This window comes from Aureimonas sp. Leaf454 (genome assembly GCF_001424685.1).
Taxonomy (GTDB): domain Bacteria; phylum Pseudomonadota; class Alphaproteobacteria; order Rhizobiales; family Rhizobiaceae; genus Plantimonas.
In genome coordinates this window covers 257487-279427 of the sequence record NZ_LMQT01000024.1, presented here as the reverse complement: position 1 = coordinate 279427, position 21941 = coordinate 257487, and the positions used below count along the sequence as shown (strand labels likewise).

The following is a 21941-nucleotide window of genomic DNA, read 5'->3' as shown; positions in this document are numbered from 1 at the left end:
CGATCGCGGCTCCTTTGAGTTAAGTTGTTCGAATCGCGATGGTGGCCCGGGGGACGGGCGGCCGTCGGCGCGTTGCAGGGCGTTTCTCGATCAGCGGCGGAAACGAGCGAGGGCCACTTCAGTGTCGAACCTTGAGAAGCGGGCCGTCTCGGCGCCGCGCAAAAGCGGCTGGACGGCCTTGGCCCTCGTCCTGTCGGGCGGCCCCGCCATGGCCGAGGAGCTGGAGGAAAGTCTCGGCATCGCGCCGAACGAGATCCTCTATCTCGCCCTCTTCGCCCTTGCGATCGGGACCGCGATGCTGGTCGCGGTCTGGCTGATCCGCGAGCGCACCGTGGTCGCGGATGAGAACGAGCGGCTGAAGGCCGACCTCAGCGATGCGCGGCTGGAGGCCGAGCGCCGGGCCGCCCTGCTGTCGCAGATCGATCACCGGCTTCTCGTCTATGCCGGCACGGATCAACCCGAGATTCTCGGCGCCCTCCCCGCTGCGACCGGCGCGCCCGCCGACGAGCGGCGCTTCCTGTGCTACGGCGACTGGATGCCGCGCGAGGCCGCTCAGCGCCTCGAAGCCGCCGTACAACGCCTCTGCAGTCTCGCCGAGCCGTTCCGCATGACGATCGACCACCTCGAAGGACAGCCGGTCGAGGCGACGGGAACCACGCATGGCGCCCTCGCCGTCGTGCGCTTCTCGCCGCTGTCCGGCGTCCGCGAGGAGCTCTCCACCCTGCGCGCCGAGCACCTGCGCACCCGGGCCATGATCGATACGATCCAGGCGCTCTGCGATTCGCTGCCGATGCCGCTCTGGCTGCGCGACCGCGAGCGCCGGCTCGTCTGGATGAACCGCGCCTACTGCGCCGCGGTGGACGCGGCCGACGTCGAGGCCGCGACGACGGCGCAGGTCGAGTTCCTGCAGGAGCAGGACCGCGCCGCCATCGCGCATGCGCTCCTGGAGTCCAGCGTCTACCGCGAGCGCCTGACGACGGTCGTCGATGCCGACCGGCGCAATTTCAGCGTGATCGAGGCCGCCGGCCCGTTCGGCTCGGCCGGCGTCGCCGTCGACGTGTCGGAGGCCGAGTCCGTGCGCCGCGAGCTTCTCCAGACCATGCGCAGCCACGGCGAGACGCTGGACCATCTGACGACCGCCGTCGCGCGCTTCGACGAGAAGACGCAGCTGACCTATCACAACGCCGCCTTCGCCAAGCTCTTCGACCTCTCCGCGGCCTATCTGGACAAGGCGCCGGACCATGTCTCGATCCTCGATCAGCTGCGCTCGCGCGGCATCCTTCCCGAGGACCGCCCGCTTCGCGACCTCAAGGCCGAGATCCTCGCCGCCTATCGCGCGACGGAGCCGACGGACGCGCTCTGGCACCTGGCGGACGGCCGCACGCTGCGCGTCTTCGCCAGCCCCCAGCCGACCGGGGGAACGACCTGGGTCTACGAGGACCTCACCGAGAAGCTCGCGCTGGAAAGCCGATTGAACGCGCTGGTGCGCCTGCAGGGCGAAACGCTCGACTATCTCCAGGAGGCCGTCGCCGTGTTCGGGCAGGACGGGCGCCTGCGCCTGTCGAACCCGGCCTTCGCCGAGATGTGGGGCCTCAACTCCGAATTCCTCGACACCAAGCCGCACATCAAGGCGTTGAAGGACAGCATCTCGATCGGGATCGCTCCCGACGGCGCCTCGCCGATCGACTGGACGACGTTCAGCCGGGCCGTCACCGCCTTCGACGAGGGCGCGCGCGAGGCCACCGGCGGCGAAGTGATCCTCGCCGACGGAACGATCCACCATTACGGCATCGTGCCCCTGCCGAACGGGCAGACCATGCTGACCTTCTCCGACGTCTCGGACGCACGACGCGCGGAGCAGATGCTCTTGCAGCGCAACGAGGCGCTGGAAATGGCCGACCGGATCAAGACCGACTTCGTCCAGCACGTGAACTACGAGCTCCGCTCGCCGCTGACGAACATCATCGGCTTCTCCGCCCTCCTGCGCTCGCCGGAGACCGGACCGCTGACGGAGCGCCAGAGCGAGTATCTCGACTACATCTCGACCTCGACCTCGGCGCTGATGACGATCGTCAACGACATCCTCGATCTCGCCACGATCGATGCCGGGATCATGGAGCTGGAACTGTCCGAGGTCGACATCGCCGCGACGGCCGAGCATGCCGCCGATGCGATCCGCGACCGCCTGCGCGAGCACGAGATCGGCCTCAAGGTCGACGTCGTCGCCGCCGGGGCGAGCTTCCGGGCCGACGAGCACCGCGTGATGCAGGTCCTCTTCAATCTCCTCTCGAACGCCGCCAATTTCGCGCCGTCGGGATCCACCGTCACCCTCTCGGCGTCGCGCGAAACCCATTCGATCGTCTTCCGCGTGCGCGACGAGGGACCGGGCATCGCGCCCGATCAGGTGACGAAGATCTTCGAGCGCTTCGAATCGAATCCCGTCGGAGGGCGGCATTCCGGCGCCGGCCTCGGACTGTCCATCGTCAAGAGCTTCGTCGAACTGCATCGCGGCACGGTCGAGGTCCAGTCCGGCGCGACGCGGGGCACGACGATCATCTGCCGCTTCCCGATCGAGGCCGAGAGCCATCGCGAGGCCGCGGAATGATGCCCGTCGCGGCGCCGACGCCCGATGCCGGAACGCTCGTCTTCGATCTGCCGGACGAGGCCGCCACGCAGCGTCTGGCCGAGGATCTCGTTCTCGCCTGCCGGGCCGGCGACATCGTCGCGCTGTCGGGCGATCTGGGCGCCGGCAAGTCGACCCTCGCCCGGGCCATGGTGCGCACCCACGCCGCCGACGCCGATCTCGACGTGCCCTCGCCGACCTTCACGCTCGTCCAGACCTACGAGACCGAGCCGCCGATCGCCCATGTCGACCTCTATCGTCTCGGCGACGACGCGCCGCTCGACGAACTCGGCTTGGAGGAGGCGGCCGAGACCGGGATCGTCCTTTGCGAATGGCCGGAGCGCTCGCCCGAGGTGATCGAACGCGCCACGCTTCACGTCGGCCTCGAGATCGCGGGCGCCGGCCGCCGCGCGACGCTCTCGGGAACGCCGGCCGCCCTGTCGCGGGTCGCGCGCAGCCTCGCCATCCGCGCCTTTCTCGATCGGTCCGGCCTTGCCCCCGCCCGGCGCCGCCGTTTCTTCGGCGATGCCTCGGCGCGTCGCTACGAGACCGTGGAGATCGCCGGCACGACCGCCGTCCTCATGGATTCACCTGCACTCGCGCCGGGACCGATCTTGCGCGACGGCCTGCCCTACACGCGCCTCGCCCACATCGCCGAGGACGTGCGGCCCTTCGTGGCGATTGCCCAGCTGCTGCGGGCGAAGGGCTTCGCGGCTCCGGAGATCCTTTCGGCCGATCTCGCGGCGGGCCTGCTTCTCATCGAGCATCTCGGCTCCGCAACGATGCTCGATGCCGGGGGCGTACCGGTGGCCGAGCGCTACGAGGCGGCCGCCCTCTGCCTCGCCGCACTCCACGCGACGCCGGTCGAGGCCGAACTTACCGTCGCGCCCGGCATCGTCCACGTCATCCCCGACTTCGACCGGCGCGCCATGGGCATCGAGGTCGCGCTTCTTCTCGACTGGTATCTGCCGCGCATGCGGGGCACGGCTGCAAGCTCGGTCGAGCGCGAGGACTTCGCGGCCATCTGGAGCGAGCTCTTCGACCGCCTGCGCGCCGCCGAAACCGGGCTCGTCCTGCGCGACGTCCACTCGCCGAACGTCATCTGGCGCGGCGATTGGGCGGGCACCGACCGGATCGGCCTCATCGACTTCCAGGACGCCATGATCGGTCCGTCCGCCTACGACCTCGCCTCCCTCGCGCAGGACGCCCGCGTCGACATCGCGCCGGAGCTGGAGATGCGCCTCGTCGCCGCCTATCACGCCGCGCGGCGCGCGAGCGGGCCCTTCGACGCCTTCGCCTTCGAGGAAGCCTATGCGATCATGGCGGCGCAGCGCGTCTCCAAGATTCTCGGAATCTTCGTGCGTCTGGACGAGCGCGACGGCAAACCGCAATACCTGCGTCACATCCCTCGGCTTAAGACCTATATCGAGCGCACGCTCGCCCATCCCGCGCTCGCCTCGCTGCGCGGCCTCTACGCCAAGTTCGGGCTCCTCGCCGGCTGATCGCCCGGCCTCGGACGTCCCGCCCACAGGAAACCGCCATGGACCGCACCGGACCGCGCCGCACCCGCTTCAAGCCCAAGCGCGCCATCATGCTCGCCGCCGGCCTCGGCAAGCGCATGCGGCCGATCACCTCGACCATCCCCAAACCCCTCGTGGAGGTGCGCGGCAAGGCGCTCATCGACTACGGCCTCGACGCGCTGGCGCGCAACGGCGTCGAGACGGTCGTGGTCAACGTCCATTACCTCGCCGACCTCATGCAGGCGCATTTGCGCAAGCGCAAGGACATGGAGATCCTCGTCTCCGACGAGCGCGAGCGGCTGCTGGATTCCGGCGGCGGCGTGGTCAAGGCCCTGCCGCTTCTCGGGACCGAGCCCTTCTACCTCATCAATGCCGACACGTTCTGGATCGACGGCTATCGCGACAATCTCGACCTCATGGCCGATCTCTGGCGGCCCGAGGCCATGGACATGCTCCTCCTCATCGCCGACATGCGCCAGGCGACCGGCTACGAGGGCCGCGGCGACTTCGTGATGGATGTCGAGGGCCGGCTGTCGCGCGTCGGCGAGCGCGACATGAGCCCTTACATCTACGCCGGCGCGATGATCCTGAAGCCCTCGCTCTTCGACGGCCTCGCCGCCGAACCCTTCTCCCTGAACCGTCTCTTCGACGCTTCCATCGAGGCCGGCCGCCTTTTTGGCGTGCGCCTCGACGGCCTCTGGCTGACCGTCGGCACGCCCGCCGCCATCGGCGAGGCCGAGACCGCCTTCCGGGCGAGCGCCAGCGCCAGCGCGGCTTGAGGAAAGCCGGCGGATCGATCTGCGGATCGGCCTCGCCGGCGATCGCGGCATCTGGCACTCCGCGCCGCCCGGCCCTAAGTTGCCGCCATGCCAGCCCATGTCCATTCGATCGCGCCGGGACTGCCCTTTCTCCGGACCCTCGCCCTGCGCGTGCTCGACGGGACGCTCCTGTCCGGCCGGTCCTATCGGGGGGACCTGCTGGGTCTTGCCGGGGTGACGATCTACGTGCCGACGCGGCGCGCGGCGACGGCGCTCCGGGCCGAGTTCGCCGCCGCGCTCGGCGGGGCTTCCGCGATCCTGCCCGCGATCCGGACCCTCGGTGAAGCCGAGGATGCCGGGCTCTTCGAGGACGGCGCGCCGAGCGGGCTGGAGCCGGTGATCGAGCCTCTGGAACGGCGGCTCCTCATCGCGCGCTTCGTGCGCCAGTGGAAGACGGCGGCCGAAGCCGCCGCGCTTCAGGCGATGACGGGCGAGACGATCAACCCGCCGGCTTCCGCCGCCGACGCGCTCTGGCTCGCGCGCGATCTCTGCACGCTGCTCGACGAGGCCGAGACCGAGGGCGTCGCCTTCACCGCGCTCTCGACGCTGGCGCCCGAACGGCTCGCGCAGTGGTGGCAGCTGACCCTCACCTTTCTCGAGATCCTGACGCGGCACTGGCCGGAGGTCCTCGCCGAGCGCGGCGTCTCCGATGCCTTCGTCGCGCGAAACGCGGCGCTGGCGCGCGAGGCGGCTCGGCTCGCCGCGGGGAGCGGGACCGATCCGGTGATCGTGGCGGGCTCGACGGCGACGGCGCCGGCCACCGTCGCGCTGATGCGGGCGGTGGCGAACCGGCCGAACGGCGCGGTGGTGCTGCCGGGGCTCGACCGCCATCTCGGCACGGAGGATTTCGACGCGATCCATCTCGGGCGCGGTCCCGGCCGCACCGGCGCGGCGCCCGGCCATCCGCAATACGGATTGAAACGGATCCTGACGGGGCTTCTCCTGCCGCGCGAGGCCGTGGACCACATCGCGCCCGCCGAGGGCACGGCGCAGGCGTTTCGCGAGGCTTTCCTCTCCGATGCCTTCCGGCCGGCGGAGACGACGGATGCCTGGGGAGAGACGGCCACGACCCATCCTCCCGAAGCGCTGGACGGGCTCGCCCTCGTCGAGGCGGTGGACGAGCGCGAGGAGGCGCTGGCGATCGCGGTCGCGATGCGCGACGCCCTCAGCGATCCCGCCGCCACGGTGGCGCTGACGACTCCCGACCGGAGCCTTGCGCGCCGCGTCGTCTCGGAGCTCGCCCGTTTCGGGATCGCGGCGAACGATTCCGCCGGCCGTCCCCTGTCGGCGACGGCGCCGGGAACGCTGATGGCGCTGACGCTGGAAGCCGCGCTCCGGCCGGGCGATCCGGTGGTCCTGCTCGGGCTTCTGAAGCACCCGCTGCTCCGGCTTCGATCCGGTGCGGTGGAGGCGCGCAACGCGGCACGCGCGGTGGAGCTGGTCGCCCTGCGCGGGCAGGTCGGCGTCGCCGATGCAAGCGGACTGTCGCTCCTCTTCGAGCGGGCTCTGGCCGCGCGCGACGTGCCCGGCGCGCGCGTGCCGCGTTCGGTGCGCCTTCTCAGCGAGGAGGAGCTCGAACGGGCGGACGCGCTTCTGAAGCGCCTGGAGACGGCGCTGCATCCGCTTACGCGCCTGCGCGGGGGTCCGGCCTGCGAGATCGCGCCCTTCGCCCGTGCCTTGACCGAAACGCTCGAAGCGCTCGCCGCCGATGCGGGCGGTGATGCGTCCGGGCTCTACGCGGCGGAGGCGGGACGCGCGATGGCTGAATTCCTGCAGACGCTGGTGGCCTGCGGCGAGACCGGCTTCGCCTTCGAACCTGCCGAGCTGCCCGACGTGGTCCAGGCGCTGGTCGCGGGCAAGACGGTGCGCCCGCGCGGCGGGCTTTCCACGCGCGCCTTCGTCTGGGGCGCGCTGGAGGCGCGGCTGCAGCGGGTCGACGTGATGATTCTGGGCGGCCTCAACGAGGGCACCTGGCCGCAGCGCGCCACGAACGACGCCTTCCTGTCGCGCACCATGCGCACCGAGATCGCGCTCGATCCCCCGGAGCGGCTGATCGGCCTGGCCGCGCACGACGTCCTGATGGCGCTCGGGACCCCGCGTGTGATCCTCGCCCGCGCCATGCGCGCGGGCGGCGCCCCGGCCATCGCCTCGCGCTGGCTTCAGCGGCTCCTGACGCTGGCCGGCCGGGAAGGCGCCGCACGCCTGCGGGACGAAGGCGCGGTCTATCTCGAGCATGCGCGGAGCCTCGACGCGGTGGCGGAGAGCGCTCCTGCCGAACGGCCGACGCCGCGGCCGCCGCTCGCCGCGCGACCCGAGCGCTATTCGATCACCGAGATCGAGACGCTGGTGCGAGATCCCTACGCCGTCCATGCCAGGCGTATCATGCGGCTGGAGCCGCTTCCCGAACTGATCCGCGCACCCGGCGCCGCCGATCGCGGCAATCTCTTTCACGAGATTCTGGCCGAGTTCGTGCGCCGCGGCATCGACGCCGCCGAGCCCGAGGCCGAGCGCCGGCTGATCGACATCGCCGCCGGGCTGTTCGAGGCCGAGCGGCTCCCGCCGGAGGTCGAGGCGGTCTGGTGGCCCCGCATGGAAGCGCTCGCCGGCCGCTACGTCGCCTGGGAGCGGGAGCGGGGCCCCGGCATTGCCGCCCGCTTCGCGGAAGCGCGGGGCGAGGTCGCCTTCCCCGACGTCGGCACGATCCTGTCGGGCTTCGCCGACCGCATCGACCGGCGCACCGACGGCTCGGTCGAGATCATCGATTTCAAGACCGGCTCCACTCCGTCGGTGCGGCAGGCGCGGACGCTGCTCGCGCCGCAATTGCCGCTGGAAGGCGCGATGGTCCGGCTCGGCGGCTTCGCCGATGCGGGGAAGCCCACCTCCGTCGCCGACCTCGTCTATCTCCGCCTGCGCGAATTCTCGCTCGACGAGGAGCGCCTGTCGCATGTCGACCGCAAGACCGGCGCCGAGGTGACGGCCGACGATCTCTCCGACCGGGCGCTCGACAAGGTGCGCGGGCTCTTCGCCGAGTACCGCAAGCCCGAGACGGCCTTCGTCTCGCGCGCCCGGCCCTTCATGGCCGGGGCTTACGACGGGCCCTACGATCATCTGGCGCGGGCGCGGGAATGGTCGGTCGGCGAGGAACCCGGCGTCGCCGAGGAGGGCGCGGCATGAGCCGTCCGCCGCCGTCTGCCGCTACGATCAAGGCGCAGTCCGACGCGTCCGATCCCGCCTCGTCGGTCTTCGTGGCGGCCAATGCCGGCTCGGGCAAGACGCATGTCCTGGCGCTCCGCGTCGTGCGGCTGCTGCTCGCGGGGGCCTCGCCCTCGAAGATCCTCTGCCTCACCTACACCAAGGCCGCCTCCGCGGAGATGGCGACGCGCGTCTTCTCCACGCTCTCGACCTGGGCGACCGCGCCGGAGCACGAACTGTCCCGAACGCTCCGCGACCTTCTCGGCCGCGAACCCGCCGCGCGCGATCTCTCCCGGGCGCGCCGGCTCTTCGCCGAAGCGCTGGAATCGCCGGGCGGGCTGAAGATCCAGACGATCCATGCCTTCTGCGAGGCGATCCTCCACCAGTTTCCGCTGGAGGCGAACGTGCCCGGCCATTTCGCGGTGCTGGACGACGCGGAAAGCGCGCTGCTCCTATCCGAGGCGCGGCGGCTCCTCGTCACCGGCGCACCCGACGCCTCAGCGGGGCGCGGCGTCGGCGAGGCCTTCGCGGAGGCTCTGTCCTTCGGCGGGGAATGGGGCCTCGACCTCCTGCTCGCCGAGATCGTGCGCAAGCGCGATCCGATCCGCGCTCATGTGGAAAGCTGCGGCGGCCTCGATGCGGCGATCGCGCGCCTCGCCGCGGCGCTCGGCCTGGACGGCGGGGACGACGAGGCGGCCATCGCCGCGCGGGTCGAGCCGGTGCCGGGCTTCGACGCTCCGTTCCGCGAGCGGCTTCTCTCGCTCGGCCTCGCCAGCAAGGCCAAGACCGACGCCAAGCTCGTCGAGGCGCTCGTCGCGATCGCGAAGGCCCGACATCCGACCGAGAAGCTCTCGCTCTACCGGGCGCTCGCGCTGACGCAGAAGGGCGAGCCGCGCAAGAGTTCGGGCGTGGCGACCAAGGCCGTCGCCGACGCACTCCCGGATTTTCCCGAACGCCTCGCCGCGCTGCAGGACCACCTCGCCGCCATCGAGGACGCGCTGCGCTCGCTGCGCCTCTTTCGCGCGACGCGCGCCGCGCTCGTCGTCGCGGACCGGCTGGAGCAGGATTACAGCCGGCTGAAGCTGCGCCGGGGACGGCTCGATTTCGAGGACCTGATCGTGCGCACCGCCGATCTCCTCCAGCGCTCGGAGGCCGGGGCCTGGGTCCATTACAAGCTCGACCAGGGCATCGACCACGTCCTCATCGACGAGGCGCAGGACACGAGCCCGCGCCAGTGGCAGGTGATGCGCCAGATCGTCGACGAGTTCTTCGCCGGCGCGTCGGCGCGGCCGGGACCACGAACGCTGTTTGCCGTCGGCGACGAGAAGCAGTCGATCTATTCCTTCCAGGGCGCCTCGCCGCAGATGTTCGCGACCGAGCGGCGCAGTCTCGCCGGACGCGCCGGCCAGGCCGATCTTCCCTTCGCGGAGGTGCGGCTGCGCCAATCCTTCCGCACCGTCGAGACCGTGCTTGGCGCGGTCGACCGCGTCTTCGCCGACCCGCTCAATCGCCAAGGCCTGTCCTCCGAGGACGAGGCGCCGATCCATGAAAGCGCGCGTCCGGGCGAGACCGGGCTCGTGGAGGTCTGGCCGGCGGTGGTGGCCGCCCGTGTCGCGGAGCCCGAGGACTGGCTCCGACCGGTCGACGTCGAGCCCGAAGCCTCCCCCGCCAACCGGCTCGCGCGCCGCATCGCCGCGACGATCCGGGACTGGATCGGCGATCCCATCGAGACCAAGACCGGCCGCCGGGCGCTCGGGGCCGGCGACGTCATCGTGCTCGTGCGCAAGCGCTCCGGCTTCGTCGAGGCCATGGGCAAGGCGTTGCGCGAGGTCCGCATTCCCGTGGCGGGCGCCGACCGTCTCGTCATCACCGACCACATCGCCATCCAGGACCTGATGGCGCTCGGCCGGATCGTCGCCAATTCCGAGGACGAGCTGTCGCTGGCCGCGGTGCTGAAGAGCCCGCTCTTCGGCTTTTCCGACGACGAGCTGATGGCGCTCGCCCTTTCCCGCGGCGAGGGCATTCGCGAAGGCTCCGAGCCGCTCTATCTGGCGCTTCGCCGCCTCGCGGGGCCGAACGGCCCCGAGCGCCTGCCCGGCTTCGTCGGAGCGGACGCGGCGGCGGAATTGCTTGCCAAGGCCCATGCCGCCTTCGAGCGACTGGAAGAGCTTCGCGACCGCGCGGGCTTCGAGAGCGTCTTTGCCTTCTATGCCCGCATTCTCGGCCCCGAGGGCGGCCGGGCGCTGCTGACGGCCCGGCTCGGCCGCGATGCCGGCGAGGTCATCGACGCCTTCCTCGATCTCGCGCTCGCCGAGGAAGAACAGGCCCAGCCCGGCCTCGACGCCTTCCTCGCCGATCTCGCGGCCTCGCCGCCCGAGCTTCGGCGCGAAATGGAACACGGCAAGGGGGAGGTGCGCATCCTCACCGTCCATGCCTCCAAGGGCCTGGAAGCGCCGGTCGTCTTCCTCGTCGATCCCGGCTCCGCGCCCTTCAGCCCCACGCACGGCGCCCGGCTCCTCGCCTTCGAGACCATGCCGGGCCTCCATCCGGACGAGCCGCCGGGCTTCCTCTGGCGCGCGGGCAAGGACATCGAGACCCATGTCGTGACCGAGCTCAAGGCCGCGGAGCGCCGCCGCGCGGAGGAGGAATACCGGCGGCTCCTCTATGTCGGCATGACGCGCGCGGCCGACCGGCTCGTCGTCTGCGGCACGGCGGGCGTGACCGGCCCACACGAGGAGAGCTGGCTGTCGCGGGTGCAGCTGGCGCTGTCGCCCGTGGCCGAGCGGATCGAGGACGAGGCGGGAGATCTCCTCGGCCTTCGCATCGGCACGCGCGAGGCGGGCGAACTGCGCCCCGCCGTGCCCGAAGCACCACGGCCGCGCCGCAGGATCGACCTCTCGCGCCTGGCGCCCGAGGCCCTGCCCCCTCGCCCCCTCGCCCCCTCCGCGGCGGGCGCCGTGCACGACATCGAGGCGGACGGCGAGACCGGCCTGTCCCCCGAGGAGCCCCGCGCCTTCGTCTCGCCGGTCCTGTCCGGTGGTCCCGCGCCCTCGCGCGCGATTCGGCGCGGGATCGTCGTCCACCGCCTGCTGCAGGCGCTGCCGGCGCTGCCCGAAGCCGATCGCGAAGCCGCTGCCCGCCGCTATCTGGCCTCGGCCGCGTCGGCCGATCTGCCGCCGGAGACGCGGGGAGCCGTGCTGGACTCGGTGCTCGCGCTACTTCGCGATCCCGGCTTCGCCCCGATCTTCGCCGCCGGGGGACGCGCCGAGGTCTCGGTATCGGGACGCATCGAGCTCGGCGGTCGCAGCTACGAGGTCTCCGGCACGGTCGACCGGCTGGTCGAGGCGGCGGACGCCATCCGGCTCGTCGACTTCAAGACCGACCGGCCGGGTTCAACGCAGCTGTCCGATGTGCCGCAAGCCTACGTGCTGCAGCTCGCGCTCTACCGAGCGCTACTGCAGCCCCTCTATCCCGGCCGCGAGATCCGGGCGGCGCTCCTCTTCACCGAGGGGCCCCATCTGATCGAGCTTCCCGTCGACGTCCTGGTCGCCGCGCTGGAGCGGCGGGTCGGCCCGCGCACGGGTGGCGCCGCCGAGGTCGTCGGCGGGACGCGAACACCTCGTTCACGGAACGCGGACCTTGCTTGATTTCACCCTCCGCCACTTCTACCTAGGAGGGACCCTCAGGGATCAGGAGCCGAGCATGGCCACGAAGAAGATCGACAACAGCAATTTCAAGTCCGACGTCCTGGAGGCTTCCAAGCCCGTCGTCGTGGACTTCTGGGCGGAGTGGTGCGGCCCCTGCAAGATGATCGGCCCGAGCCTCGAGGAAATCTCCGACGAGATGACCGATGTCGACATCGTCAAGGTGAACATCGACGAGAATCCCGATATCGCGGCCCAGTTCGGCGTCCGCTCGATCCCGACGCTGATGCTCTTCAAGAATGGCGAGCCGGCATCGGTTCAGGTCGGCGCCGCCGCCAAGTCGAAGCTGGTCGACTGGATCAAGAACTCCGCCGCGGCCTGATCGCGCCACGGCGTTCGATGTTCGAAGAGCCCGGGTGACGCGCCCGGGCTTTTTTCGTGGGAGCGACAGGCGAAGAGGGTTCGCGGACGCCTATGTGGGCGCCAGCCCGCTGTCCCCCAGCACCTCGCCCACCAGATAGAGCGAGCCGCAGATGAGGAAGCGCGGCGCCGGCTGGCTCTGCCAACCCGTCGACACCAGCCGGATCGCCTCCTCCACGCTGTCGCAGGGCTCGGCATCGAGACCGGCCTCCATCGCGGCGTCCGTGAGGCTGTCGGGATCGGTTCCCGCGTCCGACGATCGGATGGGCACCGTGAAGACATGGCGCACCATGCCCGCGAAGGCTTCGAAGAAGCCGATGGGATCCTTGGTGTTCAGCATGCCCGCGATGATGAAGAGCGGCCGCTGGACGCGGTCCTCCATCTCCGCGATCGCCTCGGCGATGACGGCGCCGGCGCCGGGATTGTGTCCCCCGTCGAGCCAGATCTCGGAACCCTTGGCGGCCGCCGCCGCCAGCGGCCCCGCCGTGATGCGCTGCATGCGCCCCGGCCATTCCGCGCTGGCGACGCCCTTGGCCACCGCCGCCTCGGACGGCTCGAAGCCACCCTTTCGAAGGGCGGCCACCGCGGTCGCGGCATTGGCGATCTGATGCCGGCCGACGAGGCGGGGAACGGCGAGGTCGAGCAGGCCGTGCTCGTCCTGGTAGACCATCCGCCCGTGCTCCTCGTAGGCGAAGAAGTCCTCGCCGTAGAGGAAGAGCGGCGCCTTGGCGCGCTCGGCCGCGGCGCGGATGACGTCGATCACGATCGGCTGGCTCTGCTGCCCGACCACGACGGGAACGCCGCGCTTGATGATGCCGGCCTTTTCCGCCGCGATCAGTTCCACCCGGTCGCCGAGATAGGGCTGGTGGTCGAGCGAGATCGACGTGATGACGCTCGCCGCCGGCTTGTCGATGACGTTGGTCGCGTCGAAGCGCCCGCCGAGACCGACTTCGAGAAGCGCCGCATCGGCCGGATGCTCGGAAAAGAGCACGAAGGTGACCGCCGTCAGGATCTCGAAGACCGTGATGGGCTGTCCCTCGTTCGCCCGGGCCACGCGCTCCACGGTGGCCGCGAGCAGCGCGTCGTCCACGAGCCGCCCGCGGGCGCCGGAGACACCGAGACGGTAGCGCTCGTGCCAATTCACGAGATGGGGGGAGGTGTGGGCGTGAACGGCCTTGCCATCGGCTTCCAGCACCGCCCGAGCGAAGGCCACCACCGAGCCCTTGCCGTTGGTGCCGGCGACGTGCAGCGTCGGCGGCAGGCGCCTCTGGGGATCGCCGAGGCTCGCCAGCAGCCGGCGGATGCGATCGAGCGCGAGATCGAAGCCCTTGGGATGAACCAGCATCAGGCGTTCGATCGCGGCATCGGCGAGACTTTGCCGGGTCGCGGTCATGCCAGGGCGGTCCGCCGCCGACGAGGGGATCGAACGGGCGTCACGCCGCCTCGTTGGAAAGGGCGCTGCCTTCCGCCTCGGCCGACCGGAACGTGTCCGGCGACGACATGTCGGAGCCGAGCGTCTCCGCGTCGCCGGCCAGAACCGCCGGCGTCTTCGTCAGGAGCTTCAGGAGGGTCGCGATCTTGCCCTTCAGCTCGTGGCGATGGACGACCATGTCCACCATGCCATGCTCCATCAGGTATTCGGACCGCTGGAAGCCCTCGGGGAGCTTCTCGCGGATCGTCTGCTCGATGACGCGGGGACCGGCAAAGCCGATCAGCGCTCCGGGCTCGGCGATGTGGACGTCGCCGAGCATGGCATAGGAGGCGGTGACGCCGCCGGTCGTCGGGTTCGTGAGGACGACGATGTAGGGAAGACCCGCTTCCTTCACGAGCTCGACCGCCACCGTGGTGCGCGGCAGCTGCATCAGAGACAGGATGCCCTCCTGCATGCGCGCGCCGCCCGAGGAGGCGAAGAGCACGAGCGGGCGCGACTCCGAGATCGCGGTTTCGGCGGCGGTGACGATCGCCTCGCCCGCCGCCATGCCGAGCGAACCACCCATGAAGGAGAAGTCCTGCACCGCGGCGACGATCGGCAGGGCCTCGATCGTACCCGTGGCGACGAGGACGGCGTCCTCCATGCCGGTCTTGGCGCGCGAGTCCTTCAGCCGATCCGTGTATCGGCGCTCGTCGCGGAACTTCAGCGGATCGACCGCGACCTTCGGCAGTTCGATCGACAGGTATTCGCCGCCGTCGAAGAAGGCCTTCAGCCGCTCCTTGGCGGAGATGCGCATGTGGTGACCCGAGGCCGGGATCACCCACTGGTTCGCCTCGAGATCCTTGTGAAAGACCATTTCGCCCGTTTCGGGACATTTGATCCAGAGATTCTCCGGCACCTCGGAACGGGTGAGGAGGCTGGTGATCTTCGGGCGGACGAAGTCGGTGATCCAGTTCACGGGCTCTTCCTTTGCAAGGCTCGGCGAGCGGGCCGCGTCGGGCAGACGGTTCGGGGCGCGAGATCCGGTCGGCGAAGGACGCGCAGGTCGACGGAAAACGGCTCTCGTTCGGGCGTCACATGGCGTGAAAATCAGGCCGGTGCAAGGCGCGGCGAACGAACGCCGGCCGCAAGCGAGCGCACGAGCGAATGCACGGCCTCCACCGTTCCCGCGCCCGCCCGGCCGTCGACGAGCGTCGCCTCGATCGCACCGACGAGGGCCGACCCCACCACCACGCCATCCGCGCTGTGGCCGATCTCATGCGCCTGTTCGGGCGTGCGCACGCCGAAGCCGACGCAGACGGGAAGATCCGTGTGGCGCTTGATGCGCTGGACGGCCACGCCGACCTTGCCCGCGTCCGGCGCGGCGGCGCCCGTGATGCCGGTGATCGACACGTAGTAGACGAAGCCGGACGTGTTCTTGAGAACGGCCGGCAGCCGCTTGTCGTCGGTCGTCGGCGTCGCGAGACGCACGAAGGCGAGGCCCTTCTCCAGCGCGGGCAGGCAGAGTTCGTCGTCCATTTCCGGCGGCAGGTCGACGACGATCAGCCCGTCGACGCCCGCTTCCAGCGCCGCCGCCACGAAGCGCTCGACGCCGTAGACATAGATCGGGTTGAAATAGCCCATGAGAATGACCGGCGTCGCCGGATCGCTCTTGCGGAAGCGCCGGACGGTGGCGAGCGTCTTCGTCAGGCTCTCCCCACCGTTCAGCGCGCGCAGGCCCGCCTTCTGGATCGCCGGACCGTCGGCCATCGGATCGGAAAAGGGCATGCCGAGCTCGATGAGATCGGCGCCTGCCGCGGGCAGGCCCTTCATGATCTCGAAGGCGGTCTCCCCGTCGGGATCGCCCGCCATCAGGAAGGTCACGAGCGCCGGACGCCCCTCGGCCTTGAGGTCGGCGAAGCGCTGGTCGATGCGGCTGGTCATGTCGGGGCTTTCGTCACGGGCTCTGCGAGGCGCAGTCTTGGCATTTTCGGGGGCGGGAGGTCAAAGGGCGGGAGAGTTCGCGTCGTCAAGCGCCGTCCCAGAGTGCCGCCCGGTCCGCGCGTTGATCCCAGATGCGCAGGGACCACGATCGTATCCCCTTCGATCCGGTAGATCACCGAAAACGGAATCCGCGGTATGACATCCTCGCGCATCGTACCCCTTCGATGGGCCGGCCCAAATATGGCGTTTCGAGAAGCCGACCCAAGGTCCTAAAATACGTCTGGCTGGCCGCGTCGTGGGCGTATGCGAAATAGCGCCGAAACCCTCTGAGGTCGGCGGCCCCTCGAGGCTGGAACGACAGTTTCATCGTTCGGGGAAGATATCGGGCTCCGGCGGATCGAGTTCGTCGTCGGTTCCCCAGGAAGCCACCCAGCGATCCATCGGCTCCCTCGATATGAAGACGCCTTTGTCGGCCTCCGCGGCTGCTTCCGCGATGGCGGCCCGCTTTGCGTTGCGGGCCTGCAGAAACAGGCTGATCGCCGTCGTCGCGACTTCGGCGGGCGACTCGCCGGCCAACCGAGCTTCCCGATCGGGTTCGCGCTTCACCCCGTCGTCGATCAAAAGAGATGCCACGCCCATCACACTCTCCTGAACCGTTCCGAGCCCAGTCTAGCCGACGTTCCGGCTGGAACCTAAAGATCCACCCCCAGCGCCTTCGCCGCGGTGAACACGTCCTTGTCGCCGCGCCCGCACAGATTCATGACGATGATCTGGTCGCGGCCCATCTTCGGCGCGCGCTTGATCACTTCGGCCAGCGCATGGGCCGGCTCCAGCGCGGGGATGATGCCCTCCGTGCGCGTCAGGAGCTGGAAGGCCTCCAGCGCCTCGGTGTCGAGGATCGGCACGTAGTCGACGCGACCGGCGTCCTTCAGCCAGGAATGCTCGGGGCCGATGCCGGGATAGTCGAGGCCGGCCGAGATGGAATGGCCCTCCTTGATCTGCCCGTCCGGCGTCTGCAGAAGATAGGTCCGGTTGCCGTGGAGGACGCCGGGCGTTCCCGCCGTCAGCGAGGCGCAGTGCTCTTCGCCCTCCAGCCCGCGCCCACCGGCCTCGACGCCGACGATCTGAACGTCCTTGTCGTCGAGGAAGGGGTGGAAGAGGCCGATCGCGTTCGACCCGCCGCCGACGGCCGCCACCAGCATGTCGGGCAGTCGCCCTTCCGCGGCCATGATCTGCTCGCGCGTCTCGCGGCCGATGACCGACTGGAACTCGCGCACCATCTCGGGATAGGGATGGGGACCGGCGGCCGTTCCGATGATGTAATAGGTCGAGTCGACATTGGTGACCCAGTCGCGCAGCGCCTCGTTCATGGCGTCCTTCAGCGTGCCGTGGCCCGAGGTGACCGGCACGACCTCGGCGCCGAGGAGCTTCATGCGGAAGACGTTCGGCGATTGGCGCTCGACGTCGGTCGCGCCCATGTAGACGACGCAAGGGTAGCCGAAGCGCGCCGCGACGGTGGCCGAGGCGACGCCATGCTGGCCGGCGCCGGTCTCGGCGATGATGCGGGTCTTGCCCATGACGCGGGCGAGAAGGATCTGGCCGAGGCAGTTGTTGATCTTGTGCGAACCGGTGTGGTTCAGCTCGTCGCGCTTGAAGTAGATCTTCGCGCCGCCGAGATGGGCGGTCAGCCGCTCGGCGAAATAGAGGGGCGAGGGCCGGCCCGTGTAATGGGTGTTGAGGTGGCCGAGTTCGGCCTGGAAGGCCGGATCGGTGCGCGCGCTCTTCCAGGCCGCCTCCAGTTCCAGGATCAGCGGCATCAGCGTCTCCGCGACGAAGCGTCCGCCGAAGAGGCCGAAGCGGCCGTCCTCGTCGGGACCGGCACGGAAGGAATTGGGGGCGATCACCTGATTCACGAGCGTTTCCGATTCAAAAGGGCCGTTCCAGCCGCCGGTGCCTCGTTCGATCCGGCGCGATCGAGAGCGTCGAAGAAGCGGTGCAGCCGCTCCGCATCCTTGATGCCCGGCGCACGCTCCACGCCCGAGGATACGTCGATCCCGGCGGGCGAGACGAGCCCGAGCGCGGCCTCGACATTGTCGGGATCGAGACCTCCCGAGAGCATGTAACGCACGGACGGGTCAAGCGCCTCGAGAAGCCGCCAGTCGAAGGACACGCCGTTGCCGCCGGGAAGGACCGAGCCCGCCGGCCGCTTGGCGTCGAGAAGGAGATGATCTGCCGCATCACGGTAGGCCGACACGCGCGCGACATCCTCGGCCGAGCCGATCGAGATCGCCTTCATGAGCCTGACGGGAATCGCGGAACGGGTTCGGGAGCGGGTTCGCTCGCGCAGCGCAGCCACGCGCTCCGGCGTCTCCTGTCCATGGAGCTGCACGATGTCGGGGCCGACCTCGTCCTCGATCGCATCCAGGGTGGCATCGTCGGGATCGACGACGACGACGACCGTCAGCGCCTTGCCCCGCGCCCGTCCGACAAGGTCTGCCATGGCGGACAGCTCGAGATGGCGGGGGCTTCTGGGAAAATGGATGAAGCCGACATGGCTCGCTCCACGCGCCAGGACGATGTCCAGCGTATCCGGCGTCGAGAGGCCGCAGATCTTCACGTCGAGCGCCACGGCTCTCTCCTCTTCCGCGGGCCTATCCGCGGCCCTGCGACGGCGCTCCGAAATCGATCGCATGCAGGGATGCGCCGTTCCGCTTCAGCCAATCGCGCCCTGCGTCCATTCCGGGGCAGAGACGACGGCACAGAGCCCAGAAATCGGGACCGTGGTTCATCTCCCGGAAGTGGGCGACCTCGTGGGCACAGAGATAGTCGAGGACGTCCGGCGGCGCCATCACGATCCGCCAGGAAAAGGCGAGACGGCGGTCGCGCGTGCAGGACCCCCAGCGGCTGCGCGTGTCCTTCAGGGACAGTGCGGCGGGCTTCAGTCCCACATGGGCGGCGTGTCGATCGACCGCGGCCTGGAGATCGGCGCGCGCCTCCCGGCGGAGCGCGTCCATCACCCGGCGGGGGAGATGCCGGGCCTCTCCGCCGACATGGAGGACGGGGCCGTCCGGCCCGCTCTCCAGCCGCGTCGCGCGACGCGCCGGCTCGTGAGCGATCGTCAGATGGGCGCCACGGAAGGGGAGGACGGCGCCGTCGGCGACCTCGATGCGCCGCGGCGCGGCCGTCAGGCGCTCGTCGGCCCAGCCGCGGTGGCGCTCCAGGAAGTCGAGGATCGCGGCGTCCGACATGCGCGGGGGAGCCGTGATCGACAGGGCGCCGCCGCCGGGGGTCAGCCGCATCGTCAGCCGCCGCGCGCGGGGATGGCGCCGCACGAGCAGAGCGATGCTGCCGGCGGCGAGTTCGACCGTATCGGGAAGACGAGGCGCGGATGGGCGGGGCGGCTTCAGAAAGCGCTTCAGCTTGGGAAGGGAGGGTAGAGGCATGGAGCGGTCGATACCGGTTGGAACCGCGTCACCAAACCACTTTCCACCGGTGAACGCGATGGTCCGGGCGCGAAAACGGCGGCCCGGAGGCCGCCGTCTCGTCACCGTCGGCGAAGCCTGGGTCAGGCGTCGATGATCGTCGCGTCGCTGGCGCCCGAGCGGTCGCGGCCGGCGCCCTTGTCGCGGCGGGCGGCCATGAAGCGGTCGAACTCCTCCTGGTCCTTCGCCCGGCGAAGCTCGCGCGCATAGGCCTCGAACTCGGCATGCGCCTCGTTCAGCTTGCGGCGCTCCTCGTCGAGGCGCGTCAACTCGCGCTCGCGCCAGTCGTCGAAGGCGACGTTCCCGGTGCGGGCCGTCGCGAAGGGCATGGCCCGTCCACCGCCGCTGGAGCGGCAGAAGGCCGCGAAGCGGTCTGTGGACCGGTTGACGTCGCGGCGAAATCCCTCGAGGCGCTCGCCCCAGAGGATGTAGGCGAGGACGGCGAGGCCGAGCGGCCAGTACAGCATGAAGCCGCCGACCATCATGGCGATCGTCGCCGGCGTCCAGGCCGGGCGGATCAAGGCATGAGACGTCATTTCGAAGGGCCCTTTCCCAACGAGCGGCGCGAATTGCGCCGCTTCTTGACGATGACATGGGCGTCGAAAAATGGCGGTTCAAGATATGGCCGTCAAAACGGCTCTCAACCCGGAGCGATCGGTCTCGCCCCGTCGGAGATCGTCCGGAGTGTCGGCGAGGGAGGCCGCTCGGAGGGCCGCGTCACCGGCGGGAGCGAAGATCCCGAGACATTCGCAACATCCGCACAGCTGCGCCGCGGAACCCATTGCGGGCGCACCCATTCGGTCCGCCCATGCGGGCGGCCCGTTCGGCGGGCGCACTCCATTCGGTCCGCCCAAGAGGGCGGCCCGTTCGGCGGCATCCTCATCGTCACCCCGCGCCGACCGCCGGAACGGCCAGCCGCCGGACGCGCTCAGCGCTGGCGCGTTCGACGCGGCGAGGAGCCCGAGCGCTTCGGCTTGTTCGAGGCCAGCACCGGAGCGGGATCGCCCACGTTCTCCGTGAGGGCGGCGGTCGCGCGGGCGGCCGAGGCCGTCAGAGCCAATTCGGCGTCGACGACGATGCCCGCCTCCGGCGCGGGATCGGCCAATGGTGCCGAACCGATGACCGGGCTCCCCGCCGGCAGCGTTTCGCCGAGCAGGGTCGGGGCGGGCTCGAGACCGATGGAAGCGGCGACCTCGTCGATGGCTGCCCGCAACTGCGGCTCGGCCTCGGCGATGGCGTCGGGCTCCGTGCCTTGCGCCGCTTCGTCCGCCGTCTCCTCGTCCACACCCTCCGACGGCGCGATGGCGATCGGCTGGGCTGCGTCGAGAACGAACGCCTCGACGGCGTCGATCGCGTCGAGTTGCGCGATGGCGGCGGCCTCGACGATCTCCGCCATCGGCCCCGCGAGCGCGGCGATGGGATCGGACGAGATCTCGGGCGCCGACGGACGGGCTTCCGCCTCGGGCAGGACCGCCTTGCCGGCCTTGCGGGGAAGCGCGGCCGCGGCATGCGTCGTGCCGTGGGTCAGGGCGAAATCCACGATCCGCGGCGCAATCTCGGCACGGAACCGCGAGCCGTTGAAGACGCCGTAATGGCCGACCTTCGGCTGCATGTAGTGAACCCGCATCTCCTCGGGAATCGAGGAGCAGAGATCCTGGGCGGCCTTGGTCTGGCCAAGGCCGGAAATGTCGTCGTTCTCGCCTTCGACGGTCAGCAGCGCGGTGTGCTTGACCGTCGTGAGGTCCACCCGAACGCCGCGATGGGTGATCTCGCCCTTTGGAAGGGAGTGCTTGATGAACACCTCTTCCACCGTCTGGAGATAGAATTCCGCGGTGAGATCCATCACCGCCATGTATTCGTCGTAGAATTCGCGGTGCTTTTCGGCGGAATCGCCGTCGTTCTTGACGAGATGACTGTAGAATTCGCGATGAGCGGTCACATGCCGGTCGAGATTCATCGACATGAAGCCGGACAGCTGCAGGAAGCCGGGATAGACCATCCGCATGAAGCCGGGCTGCGGAAACGGCACCGGCATCACGACATTGTCGCGGAACCAGCCGATGCCCTTGTCCATGGCCAGCTTGTTCACGCCGGTCGGGTTGATCCGCGTGTCGATCGGGCCGCCCATCAGCGTCATCGTGGCGGGCACGCAGGGATCGCCCTTCGCCGACATCACCCCGACCGCCATCAAGACGGGAACCGCGGGCTGGCAGACGCCGATCACGTGGGTGTCGGGACCGAGGAAGTGCAGCATCTCCACGACGTAGTCGACGTAATCGTCGAGATCGAAGCGGCCGACGGCGGCGGGAACCTTCCGGGCGTCCTCCCAATCGGTGATGTAGACGTCGGCATAGGGCAACAGCGCCTCGACCGTGCCGCGCAGAAGCGTCGCATAATGGCCGGACATAGGCGCGACGATCAGGAAGCGCGGGTCCTTCTTGTGCGTCTTCGGCAGTTCGCGCTCGAAATGCAGCAGCCTGGCGAACGGCTTCTGCCAGACCGGCTTGTCGACCACCGGAACCCGCAGACCGTTCACGACCGTCTCGTTCAGCCCGAACTGCGGCTTGCCGTAGACGCGCGTCGATCGCTCGAAGACTTCGGCCATCGCCGTGATCCGGCGCGCCGCCTCCGTCCCCGCAAAGGGATTGAGCGGACTCTCATAGAACATCCGCGTGGCGTCGGCGAAAGCGCGCAGAGGCGCGATGGCGGCATGATTCCATTCGTAGAAATGATACAACATTCGCTCCCGGAACCGTTTCTCCGAACCTATCACCAAATGCTGCAATGCACAAACGGCCGTTCGGCTCCGTCGTCACCGCCAAAATCACGCCTCGGTCCGCGTCCGGCCGGACCGGAACCGGATCGACTCCGTCGCGGCGCAGCCACG

At 69.8% G+C, this 21941-nt stretch carries 15 protein-coding genes; 6 read left to right on the top strand and 9 right to left on the bottom strand.

The annotated features are described in order from the left end of the window. Positions 1 to 121: 121 nt before the first annotated feature. The 6 genes from ASG43_RS20600 to trxA all read left to right on the top strand — a co-directional run bounded on the left by ASG43_RS20600 (position 122) and on the right by trxA (position 12179). Positions 122 to 2605: a PAS domain-containing sensor histidine kinase gene (locus tag ASG43_RS20600; RefSeq protein WP_244488178.1), complete on the top strand. Its 2484-nt coding sequence runs from the start codon at positions 122 to 124 to the stop codon at positions 2603 to 2605. Next, a complete protein-coding gene (gene tsaE, locus ASG43_RS20595) occupies positions 2602 to 4125 on the top strand; it encodes a tRNA (adenosine(37)-N6)-threonylcarbamoyltransferase complex ATPase subunit type 1 TsaE (RefSeq protein ID WP_244488177.1) in 1524 nt (507 codons plus the stop codon). Before ASG43_RS20600 ends, tsaE begins: the two co-directional genes overlap by 4 nt. Positions 4126 to 4163: 38 nt before the next feature. Then, positions 4164 to 4922, top strand: a complete 759-nt coding sequence (locus tag ASG43_RS20590) for a nucleotidyltransferase family protein (RefSeq protein WP_056508854.1) — start codon at positions 4164 to 4166, stop codon at positions 4920 to 4922. Positions 4923 to 5009: 87 nt separating this feature from the next. Then, a complete protein-coding gene (gene addB, locus ASG43_RS20585; RefSeq protein WP_056508848.1) occupies positions 5010 to 8135 on the top strand; it encodes a double-strand break repair protein AddB in 3126 nt (1041 codons plus the stop codon). Continuing rightward, on the top strand, positions 8132 to 11800 hold the full coding sequence (addA, locus tag ASG43_RS20580; RefSeq protein ID WP_082491087.1) for a double-strand break repair helicase AddA: 3669 nt from the start codon (positions 8132 to 8134) through the stop codon (positions 11798 to 11800). The genes addB and addA overlap by 4 nt, the downstream gene beginning before the upstream one ends. Further along, positions 11736 to 12179, top strand: coding sequence for a thioredoxin (trxA, locus tag ASG43_RS20575; RefSeq protein WP_348271099.1), 444 nt, complete (start codon positions 11736 to 11738; stop codon positions 12177 to 12179). The genes addA and trxA overlap by 65 nt, the downstream gene beginning before the upstream one ends. A 90-nt stretch (positions 12180 to 12269) precedes the next feature. On the opposite strand, the gene ASG43_RS20570 is transcribed toward trxA, so the two are convergent. From ASG43_RS20570 to phaZ, 9 genes are all read right to left on the bottom strand, one after another. Continuing rightward, positions 12270 to 13610, bottom strand: coding sequence for a folylpolyglutamate synthase/dihydrofolate synthase family protein (locus ASG43_RS20570; protein WP_056508845.1), 1341 nt, complete (start codon positions 13608 to 13610; stop codon positions 12270 to 12272). A gap of 40 nt (positions 13611 to 13650) precedes the next feature. Next, entirely contained in the window at positions 13651 to 14607 is a 957-nt protein-coding gene (accD, locus tag ASG43_RS20565; protein WP_056508842.1) for an acetyl-CoA carboxylase, carboxyltransferase subunit beta, read from the bottom strand. Positions 14608 to 14738: 131 nt separating this feature from the next. Beyond that, on the bottom strand, positions 14739 to 15572 hold the full coding sequence (gene trpA, locus ASG43_RS20560; RefSeq protein ID WP_056508840.1) for a tryptophan synthase subunit alpha: 834 nt from the start codon (positions 15570 to 15572) through the stop codon (positions 14739 to 14741). Positions 15573 to 15935: 363 nt separating this feature from the next. Further along, positions 15936 to 16211 (bottom strand): hypothetical protein, encoded by a 276-nt coding sequence (locus ASG43_RS23345; RefSeq protein ID WP_056508838.1) that lies wholly within the window; start codon positions 16209 to 16211, stop codon positions 15936 to 15938. Between the two features lie 53 nt (positions 16212 to 16264). Next, complete coding sequence (trpB, locus tag ASG43_RS20550; protein ID WP_056508834.1) at positions 16265 to 17485, bottom strand: tryptophan synthase subunit beta; 1221 nt, start codon at positions 17483 to 17485, stop codon at positions 16265 to 16267. Next, the gene (locus ASG43_RS20545) at positions 17482 to 18201 is read right to left on the bottom strand and encodes a phosphoribosylanthranilate isomerase (RefSeq protein ID WP_056508833.1); all 720 of its coding nucleotides are present in this window, start codon (positions 18199 to 18201) and stop codon (positions 17482 to 17484) included. The genes trpB and ASG43_RS20545 overlap by 4 nt, the downstream gene beginning before the upstream one ends. A 22-nt stretch (positions 18202 to 18223) precedes the next feature. After that, on the bottom strand, positions 18224 to 19015 hold the full coding sequence (locus tag ASG43_RS20540; protein ID WP_056508830.1) for a SprT family zinc-dependent metalloprotease: 792 nt from the start codon (positions 19013 to 19015) through the stop codon (positions 18224 to 18226). Between the two features lie 122 nt (positions 19016 to 19137). Continuing rightward, the gene (locus ASG43_RS20535) at positions 19138 to 19590 is read right to left on the bottom strand and encodes a DUF2852 domain-containing protein (protein WP_056508829.1); all 453 of its coding nucleotides are present in this window, start codon (positions 19588 to 19590) and stop codon (positions 19138 to 19140) included. Positions 19591 to 19982: 392 nt separating this feature from the next. Continuing rightward, positions 19983 to 21794, bottom strand: coding sequence for a polyhydroxyalkanoate depolymerase (gene phaZ, locus ASG43_RS20530; RefSeq protein ID WP_082491086.1), 1812 nt, complete (start codon positions 21792 to 21794; stop codon positions 19983 to 19985). Positions 21795 to 21941 lie beyond the last annotated feature (147 nt).

Excerpts from the sequence above, each read along its gene's own strand:
- ASG43_RS20535 (WP_056508829.1), bottom strand. The coding sequence starts at position 19,590 with ATGACGTCTCATGCCTTGATCCGCCCGGCCTGGACGCCGGCGACGATC.
- tsaE (WP_244488177.1), top strand. The coding sequence starts at position 2,602 with ATGATGCCCGTCGCGGCGCCGACGCCCGATGCCGGAACGCTCGTCTTC.
- trpA (WP_056508840.1), bottom strand. The coding sequence starts at position 15,572 with ATGACCAGCCGCATCGACCAGCGCTTCGCCGACCTCAAGGCCGAGGGG.
- addB (WP_056508848.1), top strand. The coding sequence starts at position 5,010 with ATGCCAGCCCATGTCCATTCGATCGCGCCGGGACTGCCCTTTCTCCGG.
- ASG43_RS23345 (WP_056508838.1), bottom strand. The coding sequence starts at position 16,211 with ATGGGCGTGGCATCTCTTTTGATCGACGACGGGGTGAAGCGCGAACCC.
- phaZ (WP_082491086.1), bottom strand. The coding sequence starts at position 21,794 with ATGTTGTATCATTTCTACGAATGGAATCATGCCGCCATCGCGCCTCTG.
- ASG43_RS20590 (WP_056508854.1), top strand. The coding sequence starts at position 4,164 with ATGGACCGCACCGGACCGCGCCGCACCCGCTTCAAGCCCAAGCGCGCC.
- addA (WP_082491087.1), top strand. The coding sequence starts at position 8,132 with ATGAGCCGTCCGCCGCCGTCTGCCGCTACGATCAAGGCGCAGTCCGAC.
- ASG43_RS20540 (WP_056508830.1), bottom strand. The coding sequence starts at position 19,015 with ATGCCTCTACCCTCCCTTCCCAAGCTGAAGCGCTTTCTGAAGCCGCCC.
- ASG43_RS20570 (WP_056508845.1), bottom strand. The coding sequence starts at position 13,610 with ATGACCGCGACCCGGCAAAGTCTCGCCGATGCCGCGATCGAACGCCTG.